The organism is Streptomyces coryli (assembly GCF_011044975.1).
Classification (GTDB): Bacteria; Actinomycetota; Actinomycetes; order Streptomycetales; family Streptomycetaceae; genus Streptomyces; species Streptomyces coryli.
The window spans coordinates 1-15,731 of record NZ_JAAKZV010000196.1; the positions used below are offsets into that span (position 1 = coordinate 1).

11 protein-coding genes are annotated in these 15,731 nt (G+C 70.7%); 4 read left to right on the top strand and 7 right to left on the bottom strand.

The genetic code is table 11. The features are described from left to right. Nucleotides 1-14 precede the first annotated feature (14 nt). The 4 genes from G5C51_RS31000 to G5C51_RS31015 all read right to left on the bottom strand — a co-directional run bounded on the left by G5C51_RS31000 (nt 15) and on the right by G5C51_RS31015 (nt 7,657). Nucleotides 15-1,757, bottom strand: a complete 1,743-nt coding sequence (locus G5C51_RS31000) for a stealth family protein (RefSeq protein WP_165242144.1) — start codon at nt 1,755-1,757, stop codon at nt 15-17. Between the two features lie 108 nt (nt 1,758-1,865). Further along, a complete protein-coding gene (locus G5C51_RS31005) occupies nt 1,866-2,297 on the bottom strand; it encodes a hypothetical protein (RefSeq protein ID WP_165242146.1) in 432 nt (143 codons plus the stop codon). A gap of 73 nt (nt 2,298-2,370) precedes the next feature. Continuing rightward, a complete protein-coding gene (locus G5C51_RS31010) occupies nt 2,371-2,553 on the bottom strand; it encodes a hypothetical protein (protein WP_165242148.1) in 183 nt (60 codons plus the stop codon). A gap of 112 nt (nt 2,554-2,665) precedes the next feature. After that, nucleotides 2,666-7,657 (bottom strand): NAD-glutamate dehydrogenase, encoded by a 4,992-nt coding sequence (locus tag G5C51_RS31015; protein ID WP_165242150.1) that lies wholly within the window; start codon nt 7,655-7,657, stop codon nt 2,666-2,668. Between the two features lie 426 nt (nt 7,658-8,083). On the opposite strand from G5C51_RS31015, the gene G5C51_RS31020 reads away from it, so the two are divergent. Then, nucleotides 8,084-8,650 (top strand): DJ-1/PfpI family protein, encoded by a 567-nt coding sequence (locus tag G5C51_RS31020; protein WP_165242152.1) that lies wholly within the window; start codon nt 8,084-8,086, stop codon nt 8,648-8,650. A 30-nt stretch (nt 8,651-8,680) separates the two neighbouring features. On the opposite strand, the gene G5C51_RS31025 is transcribed toward G5C51_RS31020, so the two are convergent. Together G5C51_RS31025 and G5C51_RS31030 are read right to left on the bottom strand one after the other, a co-directional pair. Further along, entirely contained in the window at nt 8,681-9,331 is a 651-nt protein-coding gene (locus G5C51_RS31025) for an HAD family hydrolase (protein WP_165242154.1), read from the bottom strand. 21 nt (nt 9,332-9,352) lie between these two features. After that, entirely contained in the window at nt 9,353-9,859 is a 507-nt protein-coding gene (locus G5C51_RS31030) for a DUF6912 family protein (protein ID WP_165242156.1), read from the bottom strand. 221 nt (nt 9,860-10,080) lie between these two features. Here G5C51_RS31030 and G5C51_RS43340 point away from each other — a divergent pair, with 221 nt between their 5' ends. Then, on the top strand, nt 10,081-10,530 hold the full coding sequence (locus tag G5C51_RS43340) for an Rv3235 family protein (protein ID WP_420824877.1): 450 nt from the start codon (nt 10,081-10,083) through the stop codon (nt 10,528-10,530). 59 nt (nt 10,531-10,589) lie between these two features. Here the strand turns inward: G5C51_RS43340 and secA are convergent, their stop codons facing one another. Next, nucleotides 10,590-13,400 carry a preprotein translocase subunit SecA gene (secA, locus tag G5C51_RS31040; RefSeq protein ID WP_165242164.1) on the bottom strand — a complete coding sequence of 937 codons (2,811 nt, stop codon included), beginning with the start codon at nt 13,398-13,400 and terminating at the stop codon, nt 10,590-10,592. A 222-nt stretch (nt 13,401-13,622) separates the two neighbouring features. On the opposite strand from secA, the gene G5C51_RS31045 reads away from it, so the two are divergent. Continuing rightward, a complete protein-coding gene (locus G5C51_RS31045; protein WP_165242158.1) occupies nt 13,623-14,207 on the top strand; it encodes a GNAT family N-acetyltransferase in 585 nt (194 codons plus the stop codon). 133 nt (nt 14,208-14,340) lie between these two features. Continuing rightward, complete coding sequence (locus G5C51_RS31050) at nt 14,341-15,537, top strand: winged helix-turn-helix domain-containing protein (protein WP_165242160.1); 1,197 nt, start codon at nt 14,341-14,343, stop codon at nt 15,535-15,537. Nucleotides 15,538-15,731 lie beyond the last annotated feature (194 nt).

Genomic DNA, 15,731 nt, shown 5'->3' on the forward strand with positions numbered 1-15,731 from the left:
CCCCACCACCCCCCTCACGACGCCATCTCATACGGACTAGGCACCGGAAAGTACGCCTCCAAAAACGGCCGCAACCGCTCCGTCTGCCCCTCCCCCTCCCCCTCCACCGACACCGTGTCGTTGATGCAGAACACCCGCCGATCACGCGCCGCCAGCAGCCGGTCCAGCCGATTCGCCGAGTTCGGATTCGACAGGTCGAAGTACCCGTACGTAATCGACCCCGTCGTCGACCGCCCCGTATGGAACGCGTAGTAGTGATGCAGCGACGACGGAATCGCCAGATCCTCCCGGCTCCGGAAGCGATGCGACGCCGTCGCCCCGTGCTCGTCCCCGAACCGCGACTCGATCTCCGCCAGCACGCTCCGCCGCAGCGCATGCGGCGTGTGCTTCATCTTCTGCACCGGGAGCACACCAAACGTGTTCTCGATCAGCCGCCGGTTGTTCTTCGCCGCGACCGACACCGGCACGTCCTCGTCGCTCGGGTCGTCCAGCGGCACCAGCGCCGGCGACGGGAAGAACTTCGTCACCCCGTTCCCCATGAAGAAGTCCTGTGGCACCGTCTCCGCGCCCAGGAAGACATCGTCGTTGAAGTACAGGAAGTGCTCCGACAAGCCCTCAATGTGATGCAACTGGCTCTCGATCGCATGCGAGTTGAAGGTCGGCAGCAACCCCGGGTCCGTAAAGATCTCGCGGTGGCTGACCACCCGCAGCCGCGGGTGCGCCGTGTCCAGCCACACCGGCGCCTGGTCGTCCGTCACCAGGTAGACATTGCGGATCCAGGGCGCGTACGTGGCCAGCGAGCGCAGCGAATAGCGCAGCTCGTCATGGTCCGCGTAGCGCGCCGCGTTCGCCGACTCCCCGTGGTATTCCTCGCCCGCGTATTTCGCCCGCCGCCGCAGCCACTCCGGATCGGAGCCGTCGACCCACGTGTAGACGGCGTCGATGGGAAAAGTGATGTCCCCCGGCAGCGGCCGGGTGAACTCCTCCCGCGTGCGCACCTTCAGCCGCCCGACCCCCCACCGGTCCGCGTCGATCAGATCCACGGCCTTTCCCGCCACCGGTACGGACTCGGTGACGCCGTTGCGCCGCGGCGCGACCAGCCGCTCCCCCTGCCGCGCCCAGAACTCCACCTCGCACGCGTACCGCTCCCCGAGCACCAGCCGCTCCCCCGGCTCGGTCCTGAACCAGGTCAGCCGCAGCCCCCACTTGTCGTCCCCGACATGCCGCCACACCCCGGGCTCGTAACCCGGCGCCAGCCGCGGCCCGCCGCCCTCGCTGCCCAGCGGCGACACATACGCGGGATCGCGTCGGCACAGCCGGGCCAGGGCGTCGAGGGCGCGGGCGCGGTCCTTGTCGGGTACGGCGACGATGGCGGCCTGGCGGGGGCGGCCGCGGACGCAGAAGTAGTCGACCCCGGCCTGCTTCAGCGCCCGGGTGACGGCCTTCAGGGCCGCCCGCCGGGCGTGCTGCGGGGAGAGGTCCGGCTGGAGGTGAGCGATGCGCGGGCGGCCGTCGACCATGACGACCCGGCGGCCGGGCGCCGCGGCGAGGCCGCGCCGGCGGCGGGCGAGGAGGGCGGCCCTGACCCGGTCGGCGCGCTGGGCGGAGGTGAGGGTGGCCAGGTGATGCTTGACCTGGCGGCGGGCCTCGACCGAATAGCGCTCGGCGATGGCGCGGCGGAGCGAGCGCGGGAGGGCCCGGCGGTAGAGGGCGACGACCGCGGAGGCTTCCGGGTTCACGCGGGGTCCCGTGGTCATCTGGCCCATCACACGCTCCGATCCAGCCACAGCCTAGGATTGAACGGTATTAAACCGCCGCAAACTGCTCAATTGGAGCGCGGCCAGGAGGGCGGCAGAGAGGCGGAGTCAGCACGCCCGGGCCCGTATCACCGCGGTCTCGTCGTTGTGTATGCGTATCCAGGCCCCGGTGCTCTCGCCGCGCCGGTCCACGGTCTCGGCGCTACGGCCCCGCAGCGGGCCCGTTATGTCGAAGCGGTAGCAGCGGCCCGCGTCCACCCGGAAGGCGTCCCAGTCATCGGCCAGCGGAGTCCGCTCCCCCGACACCAGCCGGCGGTCGCTCGGCGCGGCGCCGCACGGCGGGGCGTCCTGCTGCAACCGCTCCGCGTCACCGCACCAGTCATGCGCCACCAGCACCGGCCCGCCGGAGTCGTTGACCGTACGCGAGCACAGCCCCGGCAGGCAGCCGGAGCCGACCGCGCGGGCGGTGGGTATGCCGAGCCCGGCGCCCAGCCCGGCGAGCAGCACGGCGGCAGCCGCGTACCGTCCGATCGATCCCATATCCGCACCCTCCGCCGGAACGGCGGCCGGCGCACGCGGGACTGGTCGGAATGGCGGTGCGGGGCGGCGGGGCCTACTCCCCGTCCGCCCCCGCCGCCACCGCCGCGCGCAGCAGCGGCCGGTCCGGGGAGTCGCCGAGCAGCGCGGGATGCGGCAGCGCGGGCAGGGGCCGCTCAGCCGCCGCCTCGAGCTCCGCGGCACCGCCGCTCATCAGCGGGTAAGCCAGGATGAACAGGGATAGTGCGGTCAGGGGCATGCTCGTTCTCATTGCCACAAGGACAATATGAAGAGCCGATTCAGGCGCGGCCGGGACAGGCGGCGGCGACGCGCCCAGCCGGTCACCCGACCGGGCGCGCTACCGCAGGCGATCAGCGGTTCGTCCGCAGCAGCGTCCGCATCGTCCGCATCGCCACCGACAGGTTCGCCAGGTCGAAGCTGTCCGACGACTGGATCTCGTCCAGCGTCGCCCGGGCGCGGCCCAGGATGGTGGCGTTCTTCTCCTCCCACGCCTTGAACCGCTGCTCCGGCGTGGAATCCGCCCCGCCGGCCGACAGCACGTCCGCCGTCAGCAGCGCGTGCGCCGCGTACAGGTCCTCGCGGATGGAGGCGCGGGCCATCGACTGCCAGCGGTCGGCCCGCGGCAGCTCGATCACCCGGTCCATCAGCTGGCTGATGTGCACCCGGTCGCCCAGGTCGTAGTAGACCTCGGCGACGTCCATCGGGTCCTTCTCGGTACGGTCCGCCACCGCGACCACATCGAGGATCGGGAACGCCGCCGAGAACCCGGCCACCCGCAGCGCCAGCTCCTCCGGCACCCCGCCGGCCTGCAGCTCGCCGAGGATCCGCTGGTACCACTCCAGGTCCGCGCCCTGCAGCGGCTTCGGCAGCGTGGCCCACACCTCGGCCACCCGGTCGCGGAAGAACTCGATCGTCTCCGCCACCTGCAGCGGCTGCGGCCGGTTGTTCAGCAGCCAGCGGGTGCCGCGCTCGACGAGGCGGCGGGAGTGCAGCCGGACGCGGGTCTGGACGTCCGCGGCCACGACGTTGTCGAGGGCCTCGACCGCGTCCCAGAAGTCGCCGAGGCGGAAGATCTCGCGGGCGGCGGTGTGGGCGCGTACGACCTCTTCCGTCGAGGCGCCCGTCTCCTCCTTCAGGCGGTGCAGGAAGGTGGTGCCGCCGGTGTTGATCGTCTCGTTGACCAGCACCGTCGTGATGATCTCGCGGCGCAGGGCGTGCGTCTTGATCTGGTCGGGAAAGCGCTCTCGCAGCGGCTCGGGGAAGTAGCTGAAGAGCAGGTGCTCCAGGTACGGGTCGTCCGGGAGCTCGGTGCCGATCAGCTCCTCGGTCATGGTGATCTTGTTGTACGCCAGCAGCACCGCCAGCTCCGGCTGGGTCAGGCCCTGGCCGTTGCTCAGCCGGTCGCGCACCTGCTTGTCATTCGGCAGGAACTCCAGGCTCCGGTTGAGCCTGCCCTCCTTCGACAGCTTGCGCATCAGCCGCTGGTGGGCGTGCATCAGGCTCGGGGACTGGGAGATGGCGTTGCCGAGCGCGGTGTTCTGCGCGTAGTTGTTGCGCAGCACCAGGGCGCCGACCTCGTCGGTCATCTCGGCCAGCAGCCGGTTGCGCTGCTTGACCGTCATGTCGCCGTCGGCGACGACCGCGTTCAGCAGGATCTTGATGTTCACCTCGTGGTCGGAGGTGTCCACGCCCGCGCTGTTGTCGATCGCGTCCGTGTTGACCTTGCCGCCGACGCCGTCGGGACCACCGGAGCGGGCGAACTCGATCCGGCCCAGCTGGGTCGCGCCCAGGTTGCCGCCCTCGCCGATGATCTGCGCGCGGACGTCCTGGCCGTCGACGCGGATGGCGTCGTTGGCCTTGTCGCCGACGTCGAGGTTGTTCTCGACCGAGGACTTCACATACGTGCCGATGCCGCCGTTCCACAGCAGGTCCACGGGGGCCTGCAGGATCGCCTTCATCAGCTCGGCCGGGGTCATCTTCGCGATCGACGCGTCGATGCCGAGGGCCGCGCGCACCTTGGCGTTGAGCGGGATCGACTTGGCCGTACGGGGGTGGATGCCGCCGCCGTCGGAGAGCAGCGACGCGTCGTAGTCGGCCCAGGAGGAGCGCGGCAGCTCGAAGATCCGGCGGCGCTCGGCGTACGAGGTGGCCGCGTCCGGGTCCGGGTCGATAAAGATGTGCCGATGGTCGAAGGCGGCCACCAGGCGGGTCTGCTCGCTCAGCAGCATGCCGTTGCCGAAGACGTCGCCGGACATGTCGCCGATGCCGACCGCGGTGAACGGCTCGTTCTGGCAGTCCGTGCCCAGCTCGCGGAAGTGCCGCTTGACGGACTCCCAGGCGCCGCGGGCCGTGATGCCCATGCCCTTGTGGTCGTAGCCGGCCGAGCCGCCGGAGGCGAAGGCGTCGCCGAGCCAGAAGCCGTAGGCGACGGCGACCTCGTTGGCGATGTCGGAGAAGGTGGCGGTGCCCTTGTCGGCCGCGACGACCAGGTAGTTGTCGTCGCCGTCGTGGCGGACCACGTTCTCCGGGTGCACGACCTGGCCGCCGACCAGGTTGTCGGTGATGTCGAGCATCCCGGAGATAAAGGTCTTGTAGCAGGTGATGCCCTCGGCCAGCCACGCGTCGCGGTCCGCCGACGGGTCCGGCAGCCGCTTGCCGACGAAGCCGCCCTTGGCGCCGGCCGGGACGATGACGGTGTTCTTGACCTCCTGCGCCTTGACCAGGCCGAGGATCTCCGTACGGAAGTCCTCCCGCCGGTCCGACCAGCGCAGGCCGCCGCGGGCGACCTTGCCGAAGCGCAGGTGCACGCCCTCGACGGTCGGCGAGTAGACCCAGATCTCGTACGCGGGACGGGGCGCGGGCAGGAACGGGATCGCCTGCGGGTCCAGCTTCATCGAGACGTACGCGTGCGGGTGGCCCTGGCTGTCCTTCTGGAAGTAGTTGGTGCGCAGGGTCGCCTTGATCATGGTCAGGAAGGAGCGCAGGATGCGGTCCTCGTCCAGCGACGCCACCTGGTCCAGAGCCCCGTCGAGCTCCTCGAGGATGCCGTCGGTGACCTCGTTGCCCGCGCGCTGGTGGTCCGGCGACATCCGGGCCTGGAAGAGCGAGATCAGCAGCCGGGTGGTGTGCACGTTGGTGCGGAGGGTGTCCTCCATGTACGACTGGCTGAAGGAGACGCCCGCCTGGCGCAGGTACTTGGCGTAGGCGCGCAGCACCATCACCTGGCGCCAGTTGAGCCCAGCGGTCAGCACGAGGGCGTTGAAGCGGTCGCTCTCGGCCTCGTGGTTCCAGACCGCGGTGAAGGCGTCCTGGAAGCGCTCGCGGGTGTCCTCGCCGACCTCCAGGCCGTTGCCGTTCGCCGCCGGGGGCAGCTTCAGGCCGAAGTCGGAGACCCAGGCGCGGGTGCCGTCGACGCAGCGCAGCTCGTACGGGCGCTCCTCGACGACCTCGACGCCGAGGTCCTGGAGGACCGGGAGCACCTTGGTGAGCGAGAAGGGCGCGCCGGCGCCGTAGACCTTCAGCCGCCGCTCGTCGTGGGCGGCGCCCACCGGCTCGTACAGGCTGAGGGCGAAGCGCTCGGTGCCGCCGACGGAGGTGAGCCGCTCGAAGTGCTGCAGGTCGGCGACCGCGATGCGCGGGGTGAAGTCCTCCTTGTAGCCCTCCGGGAAGGCGCCCGCGTAGCGGTGCGCCAGCTCGGTGCCGCGCTCCTCGCCGAGTTCGGCGTTGAGCGCCTCGGTGAAGCCGTCGGTCCAGGAGCGGGCGGCGTCGGCGAGGCGGCCCTCGATCCGGTTGACGTCGGCCTCGGTGAGCTCGCGCAGCTCCGTACCGGGGCGGACGCGGACGACGAAGTGCAGCCGGGAGAGGACCGATTCGGTGTTCCAGGCGGTGAAGTCGACGGAGGTGCCGCCGAGCTCCTCCTTGAGGATGTCGATCAGGCGCAGCCGGACCGTCGTGGTGTAGCGGTCGCGCGGCAGGTAGACGAGCGCGGAGTAGTAGCGGCCGTATTCCTCCTGGCGGAGGAAGAGGCGCAGCCGGCGGCGCTCCTGCAGGTAGAGCACGCTGGTGGTGATCGACTGCAGCTCGTCGACGGGCGTCTGGAAGAGCTCGTCGCGGGGGTACGTCTCCAGGATCTGCAGCAGGTCGCGGCCGTCGTGGCTGTTCGGCGTGACGCCGGAGCGGGCGAGGACGTCGGCGACCTTGCGGCGGATGACCGGGACGCGGCGGACGGACTCGGTGTACGCGGCCGAGGAGAAGAGGCCGAGGAAGCGGCGCTCGCCGACGACATTGCCGTCCTGGTCGAACTTCTTCACGCCGACGTAGTCGAGATACGACGGCCGGTGCACGGTGGCGCGGCTGTTGGCCTTGGTGAGGACCAGGAGCTTGTGCTCGCGGGCCTTGGCGCGGGCGTCGGCCGGAAGGCGGTGGAAGGACTCGGAGGCCGGGGTGCCGTGGCCGTCCTTGGTGGTGTGCGAGGGGTCGGCGCGCAGGATGCCGAGACCGGTGCCGGGGACGGCGGTGAGCTCGTCGCCGTCGTTCTTGCTGAGCTCGTACTCGCGGTAGCCCAGGAAGGTGAAGTGGTCGGCGGAGAGCCAGCGCAGCAGCTCGCGGGCCTCCTCGACGTCGCGCTCCGGCAGGTCCTCGGGGAGCGGCTCGGAGCCGAGGTCCTCGGCGATCCGCAGGGCGCTGTCGCGCATCTTCTGCCAGTCCTCGACGGCCTCGCGGACGTCGGACAGGACGCGGACGAGGTCGGCGGTGATCTGCTTGAGGTCGCCGCGGTCGGTCTCGCGGTCGATCTCGACATGGATCCAGGACTCGACGACGGCGTCGTGCGGGAGCTCCGGGGTGCCGTCCTGGCCGCCCGGCTGGGCGAGATGCGGGTCGCGGCCGGCGTCGAGGACCTCGAGGAGGCGGCCGGTGACGTCGCGGCGGACCACGATCTGCGGGTGGATGACGAGGTGGATGCCGCGGCCCTGGCGGGTCAGCTCATTGGTGACCGAGTCGACCAGGAAGGGCATGTCGTCCGTGACGACCTCGACGACGGAGTGGCTGGAGGCCCAGCCGTTCTCCTCGACGGTCGGGGTGTGCACCCGGACGTTCGCGGTGCCCTGCGGGCGGTGCTGGGCCAGGCGGTAGTGCGAGGCGGCGGCGCCGTAGATGTCGACCGGGTCGCGGTCGGTGAGGTCGTCGGGCGCCGTGTGCAGGTAGTAGCGCTGGAGGTACGCGGCGAGCGTGTCCGGGGCGAGGCTGTCCTTCTTGGCCCGCTCCCCCTTCTCGCCTTTCTCGGCTACCCGGGCCGCCCGGGTGAGCAGCTCGGCTTTGGCTTCGTCCAGCTTGGTCTGCATGTCCTCATGCTCCTGTCGCGCGCCGTTGCGTGACGAGTGGCGGATACGTGGATATGTGGTGCGGTGGCACGGCGTTGCGCGGCGGGGTGACCGCCATGAAACGACGTTATGCCGGAATCGCGGATGAGCGAGCCGTTATCGGCCATTTGTGACCTAAGGCACCGCTTGGCGGTAGCACTAGCGGCGACGGCGGGCTCCGGTCCCATGGTGGGTGCCGGAGCCGGGGGCGGGGCGTCGGCGCCCCGTCGGCCTATCGCGCTGATCACGGGACAAGGCTACTGCCCGCCGGCGGGGGTCCGTCATGGGCTGCGGGTGTACAAAACATCGGCCGGAAGTTGGCCGTACCGGCCAGGTTGTCAGGCGTCCGGGGTGGGAGCAGGTTGAACAGCGAGACCGCAGCCATCGCTCATTCCTGGGGAGCACGCCATGGCAGCCAAGATCCTGATCGTCACCGGCGACGCCGCCGAATCCCTCGAGGTCCTCTACCCGTACCAGCGGCTGCGCGAGGAGGGCTACGACGTCCACATCGCCGCGCCCACCCGCAAGACGCTCCGCTTCGTGGTGCACGACTTCGAGAACGGCTTCGACACGTACACCGAGAAGCCCGGCTACACCTGGCCCGCCGACCTGGCCTTCAACGAGGTCGACCCCGGCCACTACGTGGCCCTGGTGATCCCGGGCGGCCGGGCACCCGAGTACCTCCGCAACGACCCCGAACTCCGCAAGATCGTGAAGGCCTTCTTCGACGGCGACAAGCCGGTCGCGCAGATCTGCCACGGCCCGCTGATGACGGCCGCGGTGGGCGCGCTGCAGGGCCGCCGGGTGACCGCGTATCCGGCGCTGGAGCTGGACATGCAGACCGCCGGCGCCAGCTACCAGGACGCCGAGGCGGTGGTGGACGGGGTGCTGGTGTCGGCGCGGGCGTGGCCGGACCACTCGAAGTGGATGCGCGAATTCCTGACGGTGCTGCGGGCGAAGGCGCCGGTGACGTAGTCCCGCCTACGGCACCCGTCCGACCCGCGTTTACGCCACCAGCTCGTCCGCCGCCGCGACCGCCTCCACGAGGCTGTCCACGACCGGCACCCCGGCCTGCTCCAGGCTGGCCCGGCTGTGCGAGCCGCCGGTGTACAGCACCGCCTGGGCACCGGCGGCCGCGGCCGCCTTGGCGTCGTCCACGGCGTCGCCGATCACCACCGTACGGGCGGCGTCGACGCCGGCTATCGCGGCGAGGTGGCGCACCATGTGCTCCGCCTTGCCGCCGCCGTTCGGCCCGGTGAGGCCGTCGACGCGGACGAAGCGGTCGACGATGCCGTGCTCGTGCAGCAGCGGCACCAGGCGGTCGTGCGGCGCGAGCGAGCACAGCGACTGGGTGAGCCCGGCCGCCTGCCGCCCGGCGAGCAGCTCGGCCGCGCCGTCGGCGAGACCCGCGGTCTCGGCCCGCGCCCAGTAGTGCCGGTGGAAGGTCTCGTCCATGACCAGCCACTCGTCCTCGGTGGGCAGCCGGCCCATCAGCCGCTCGTAGAACTTCGGCACCGGCACGCAGTACAGCTCGCGATAGCGCTCCAGCGTGATCTGCGGCAGGCCGAGCTCGGTGAAGGAGGCGTTCGTCGCCTCTATCACCGCGTCGATGTCGTGGAAGAGCGTGCCGTTCCAGTCCCAGACCAAATGCGCCATGAAACGACCGTAGCGCGAGGGTCAGACAATCAGGTTCGGAATTTCCTGCACCCCGAACCACAGCAGCTCGTGATCCTCGGCCCCGTCCACGGTGAACTGCGCGTCGTCGTCCCCCTGGTCCGCGGCGCCCAGCACCTCCGCGGCGGCGGTGACATCGGCCACCGCGTCCGGGGCGTCCACATGCACCGCGGCGGCCAGCTTCAGCGAGACCGCCTTGGCGATACGGACCTCGCCGAGCGCCGCCGGGTCCAGGGTGTGGTCGGGGTCGGCGGAGGCGGCGCCGTCCGGCACCTCGGCCACGAGCACCACGCGCCGTCGCGGCGCGTCCGGCTCCCCGGCGAGCATCCGCAGGCTGGCGCCGGCGGCGCGGTTGAGCGCGGCGTACTCCAGCTCCTCGATGTTGTCGGAGACATACCACTCGCGCAGCGCCGGGGTGACGGCGTAGGCGGTCAGCGGAGCCGGGCCCAGCTCACCGGCCTTGTGGGCATCGGCCAGCGAGGGGAGCGTCAGTGGCAGGTACACGCGCATGGCGCACAGCATACGGACCTGTACCTCTTCCGGATGGATCGCGGGGTGCCGTGCAACCGTTCCCGTTGCCCGCCGGCGGGCATGTGAACGGCTCAACTCCGCGGCCCCGTCGCCCGGATAGGTGAATTCCCCGCCGTGCTCAGCCGGATACGTACCGTCATTGCCGCCCCCCGCACCTCCCGGCTAGAACTGCTGCCGACCGCACGGCACGCAGCACGGGGGTGAACGGCGTGGAGCGAACACGTACGAACAGGGGACCGGCCGGACGATCACGGGCGGCCACCCGCCCGCCGGCGCGGCGGGACCCGCGCCGCCCGCGGCGCTTCGCCTTCCCGGGGCTGCCGCAGGAGCTGCAGCCGCACGAATGGTTCGCGAAACGCCTGCTGTTGACCCTGAGCGGCCAGAAGCCGGTCCACTGGATGCTCGGCCACACCATCGGCGAGGCCTACGAGCAGCTGCTGGCCCTCGCCGAGAACCCGCCGCTGCGCGGCCCCGGCCGCCCGGTGGTGGCGGAGTGCAGCGGCTACCAGCCCAGCCCCCGCGCCATCGAGGCCTTCGCCCGTATCGAATACGGCACCAGGGCCCGCGCCCTGGCCTTCCGCCTGGAACTGGCCGAGGACAACCGCTGGCGCTGCGCGGCGGTGGAGGTCGGCCCCGGGGTGGGCCAGTGAAAGCCATCGGCCGGACTCCCCGTGGAGTCCGGCCGATGGCGTCCTACGTCGTGCTGGTGTCAGCGCTTCTTTTTCTTCTTGTTGCCGCCGCCGCGCTGCTGCTTGCGGCGCTCCGCCCGCGTGAGGCCGTCGGCCGCGGAGCGGACCGGCTCGCCGTCCGTGGAGAGCACGCCCTCCTCCACGTCGCCCTGCTCCGTGGGAGCGGAGAAGTGCAGCTCGCTCGGCCGCTGCGGCTGCTCGAGACCCTTGGCCGTGATCGCCGGGCGGGCACCCGCCGGCACCGCGTCCTCGACCGCGTCGGCCGGGGCCGCGTCCTGCACCGGGACCTCCTCGACCTGCTGCTCGACCTGGACCTCCAGGTTGAACAGATAGCCGACGGACTCCTCCTTGATGCCGTCCATCATGGCGGTGAACATGTCGTAGCCCTCCCGCTGGTACTCGACCAGCGGGTCCTTCTGCGCCATCGCGCGCAGGCCGATGCCCTCCTGGAGATAGTCCATCTCGTAGAGGTGCTCACGCCACTTGCGGTCGAGGACCGACAGCACGACCCGGCGCTCCAGCTCACGCATGATCTCGGAGCCGAGCTCCTTCTCGCGTGCGTCGTACTGCTCGTGGATGTCGTCCTTGATGGACTCCTCGATGAACTCCGCGGTGATCCCGGCGCGGTCGCCGGCCTCCTCCTCGAGCTGCTCGACGGTCACCGTGACCGGGTACAGCTGCTTGAAGGCACCCCACAGGCGGTCGAGGTCCCACTCCTCGGCGAAGCCCTCGGCGGTCTCGGCCTGGATGTAGGCGTCGATGGTGTCGTCCATGAAGTGGCGCACCTGCTCGTGCAGGTCCTCGCCCTCCAGGACGCGGCGCCGCTCGCCGTAGATGACCTCGCGCTGGCGGTTGAGGACCTCGTCGTACTTCAGGACGTTCTTACGCGTCTCGAAGTTCTGCTGCTCGACCTGCGACTGGGCGGAGGCGATGGCGCGGGTGACCATCTTGTTCTCGATCGGGACGTCGTCCGGGACGTTCGCCATGGACATCACGCGCTCGACCATCTGCGCCTTGAAGAGCCGCATCAGGTCGTCGCCGAGCGACAGGTAGAAGCGGGACTCGCCCGGGTCGCCCTGACGGCCGGAACGACCGCGCAGCTGGTTGTCGATACGCCGCGACTCGTGCCGCTCGGTGCCCAGCACGTAGAGCCCGCCGAGGTCCTTGACCTCGTCGTGCTCGGCCTTGACGGCCTCCTCGGCGCGCTCCAGCGCCGCGGGCAGCGCCGCCGCCCACTTGTCCGGGTGCTCGACCGGGTCCAGGCCGCGCTGCCGCAGCTCGGCCTCGGCGAGGTCGTCGGGGTTGCCGCCGAGCTTGATGTCCGTACCGCGGCCGGCCATGTTCGTCGACACCGTGACGGCGCCCTTGCGGCCCGCCTGGGCGACGATCGAGGCCTCGCGCTGGTGCTGCTTCGCGTTGAGCACCTCGTGCGGCACGCCGCGCTTGGCGAGCTGCTGCGAGAGGTACTCCGACTTCTCCACGGAGGTGGTGCCGACCAGGACCGGCTGGCCCTTCTCCTGCTTCTCGACGATGTCGTCGACCACCGCGTCGAACTTCGCCGGCTCGGTGCGGTAGATCAGGTCGGCCTGGTCGAGGCGCGCCATGGGGCGGTTCGTCGGGATCGGGACGACGCCCAGCTTGTAGATCTGCTGGAACTCCGCGGCCTCGGTCATGGCCGTACCGGTCATGCCGGAGAGCTTGTCGTAGAGGCGGAAGAAGTTCTGGAGGGTGATCGTGGCGAGCGTCTGGTTCTCGTCCTTGATCTCCACCCCTTCCTTCGCCTCGATCGCCTGGTGCATGCCCTCGTTGTAGCGGCGGCCGGCCAGCACACGGCCGGTGTGCTCGTCGACGATCATGACCTCGCCGTCGATGACGACGTAGTCCTTGTCCTTCTTGAAGAGCTCCTTGGCCTTGATGGCGTTGTTGAGATAGCCGACCAGGGGGGTGTTCACGGACTCGTAGAGATTGTCGATGCCCAGCCAGTTCTCCACCTTGGAGACGCCGGACTCGTGGATGCCGACGGTGCGCTTCTTCTCGTCGACGTCGTAGTCACCGGTCTCGGCCTTGCCCAGGCGCACATCGGCGGGCTCACCCTTGGAGAGCCGGGTGACGAGCTTGGCGAAGTCGGCGTACCACTTGGTGGCCTGGTCCGCGGGGCCGGAAATGATCAGCGGCGTACGGGCCTCGTCCACCAGGATCGAGTCGACCTCGTCGACGATCGCGAAGTTGTGGCCGCGCTGGACCATCTCGTCCTTCGACCACGCCATGTTGTCGCGCAGATAGTCGAAGCCGAATTCATTGTTCGTGCCGTACGTAATGTCGCAGTTGTACTGCTCGCGCCGCTCCGCGGGCGGCATATTCGCCATGATGCAGCCGACGCTGAGGCCGAGGAACTTGTGCACCCGGCCCATCCACTCGGAGTCGCGCTGCGCCAGATAGTCGTTCGTCGTGACGATGTGCACACCGTCGCCGGACAGCGCATTCAGATACGCCGGCAGCGTGCCGACCAGGGTCTTGCCCTCACCGGTCTTCATCTCGGCGACATAACCGATGTGCAGCGCGGCGCCGCCCATCATCTGGACGTCGTAATGGCGCTGGCCCAGCACCCGGCGGGCCGCCTCACGGACGGCGGCGAAGGCCTCGGGGAGGATGTCGTCCAGGGTCTCGCCGTCGGCGAGCCGCCCCTTGAACTCCTCGGTGAGCTCGCGCAGCTCGTCATCGTCGAGGGCCTCGAAATCGGCCTCGATGGAATTGACCTGGTCCGCGATGCGGTGCAGCTTGCGCAGGATCTTGCCTTCACCTGCACGCATTAGTTTGCCGAAGACGGACACTTGGACGGGCTCCTTGCCGGTCGGGCCTGGCACGGTCGAGTTCCTTGGCGATCCGTACGGACCGCATCGGCCATCGTATGCGAGGACGAGGCGACGCCGGGAGGTGCGGCCACACCCTGCGCAGAGTCGTCCGTACACTCAACGCCCGAAAGGGCCGGAAAGTGCCGGATCTCACGCGATACTCCCTGGCGCGGGTGACAGGAACACGCGCAGACTCCGCACATGGACCCGGTTTCCCTCACCTCCGAGCGCCTGCTCCTCCGCCCCCCGGAGCCGGCCGACGTGGACGCCGTGCACGCGGCGTGCCAGGACCCCGACATCCAGCGCTGGACGACCGTCCCCGCGCCGTACGAGCTGCGGCACGCCGAGGACTTCGTCCTGCGCATCTGCCCCTCGGGCTGGCGCGACAACACGGTGTACAACTTCGCGGTCACGGTGCGTGAGACCGGGGCGCTCGCCGGGATCATGGGCCTGGTCGGCATCACCCCGACGCGGGTGGCCGAGCGGGTCGCGGAGATCGGCTACTGGACCGCCAAGGAACAACGCGGCCGCGGCTACACGGCAGAGGCGGCCGGCGCGGTGGCCCGCTGGGCCTTCGGCCCCCTGAAGGTGGACCGCCTGGAGTGGTACGCGGAGGCGGGCAACGAGGGCTCGCGCGCGGTGGCCCTGAAGGCGGGCTTCCAGATGGAGGGCACGCAGCGCTCCCGCCTGGTCCACAGAGGCACGAGACGCGATGCGTGGGTGGGGTCCCTGCTCCCGTCGGATTTGGGCTTGCAGGAGAGCCTGCCGTACGTCCCGGCGGACTAAGCCGGCCTCTCCGGGGGAGGGGCGTCCCGCAAGGCGGGACGGGCTGGCCCGGGACGTTTCGCAAGCCGTCCGCCCAACCCGCACCGAGCCCGAGCCACGCGCACTGTCAGTGCCCCCGCCTAGCCTCGACCCCATGACGCTCCAGCTGACCGCCGACGAGGCCCGCCGCATCGCGCTGCGCGCACAAGGCTTCCTAGGCGCCCCAGACCGCCGCGCAGGCACCCGCGGCGTCCTCCGCCGCCTAGGCGCAGTCCAGCTCGACACCATCTCCGTGCTCGCCCGCTCGCACGAGCTCATTCCGTACGCCCGCCTCGGCGCCCTCGGCCGCCAGGCCGTCGACGGGGCGTACTGGAGCGGGCAGGGGCAGGCCACCACCTTCGAGTACTGGTCGCACGCCGCCTGCATCCTCCCCATCGAGGAGTACCCGCTCTTCGCCTTCCGCCGCCGCGCCCGCCGCGCGAAGGGCCACCGCTGGCACCGCCTGGAGGACGCCGACCGCTCCTGCGCCGCCGTCCTCGACCGCCTCAAGGCCGACGGCCCGCTCACCTCCACCGACCTGGGCGGCGCCAAGAACGGCGGCCCCTGGTGGGACTGGTCGGACACGAAGATCGCGGTGGAGTGGCTGCTCGACACCGGCGACGTCGTCTGCACCCAGCGCCGCGGCTGGAAGCGGGTCTACGACCTCGCCGAGCGCGCCATCCCCGCCGACCTGCTGCACGACGACCTGACCGACGAGGAGTGCCTGCGCCGCCTGGTCGCCCAGGCCGGCGCGGCGATGGGCGTCGCCACCCGCGCGGACCTGGCCGACTATCACCGCGTCAAGGCCGACCAGGTCGATGCCGTCATCGCCGATACGGGCCTGGTCCCGGTCGAGGTGGCCGGCTGGGGCAAGCCGGCCTGGGCGGACCCGGAAGCCCTCGCAACACCCCCGAAGGGCCGCCACCGCACGACGCTGCTCTCCCCCTTCGACTCCCTGATCTGGGACCGCCCGCGCACCGAGCGGATCTTCGGCCTCACCCACCGACTGGAGGCGTACGTCCCCAAGCCCAAGCGGATACACGGGTATTTCGCGATGCCGGTGCTGGCCGGCGGCAAGCTCGTCGGCCGCGTCGACCCGGCCCGCGAGGGCACCACGCTGGTGGCCCGGCACGCGACCCTGGGCGCGGACGTGCCGAACGGCGTACCGCCGGCGAAGGCGGTCGTGCCGACCGCCCAGGCGATGGCGGAGGCGGCGAGCTGGGTGGGCGCGACGGACCTCCGCGTCGAGCGGGTGACGCCGCCGGAACACGCCGCTGCGCTGCAGGCGGCGGCGGACGAGGCCATGGCGTAGCGAGGTTATCCACAGGGGGTCGCAACGCGATCCGCCGCCCGGCATCGTGCTGACCATGCCGAACGCGACGACCGAACCGCCGACCTCCCGGGCCTCCCTGACGGCCCTCTTCCTCCCCGCCCCCTGCGCGGGTTGCGGGGCGACGCGCACCGCGACCCGCGTCGCCCCGCTTTGCGACCACTGCGCCACCCTCC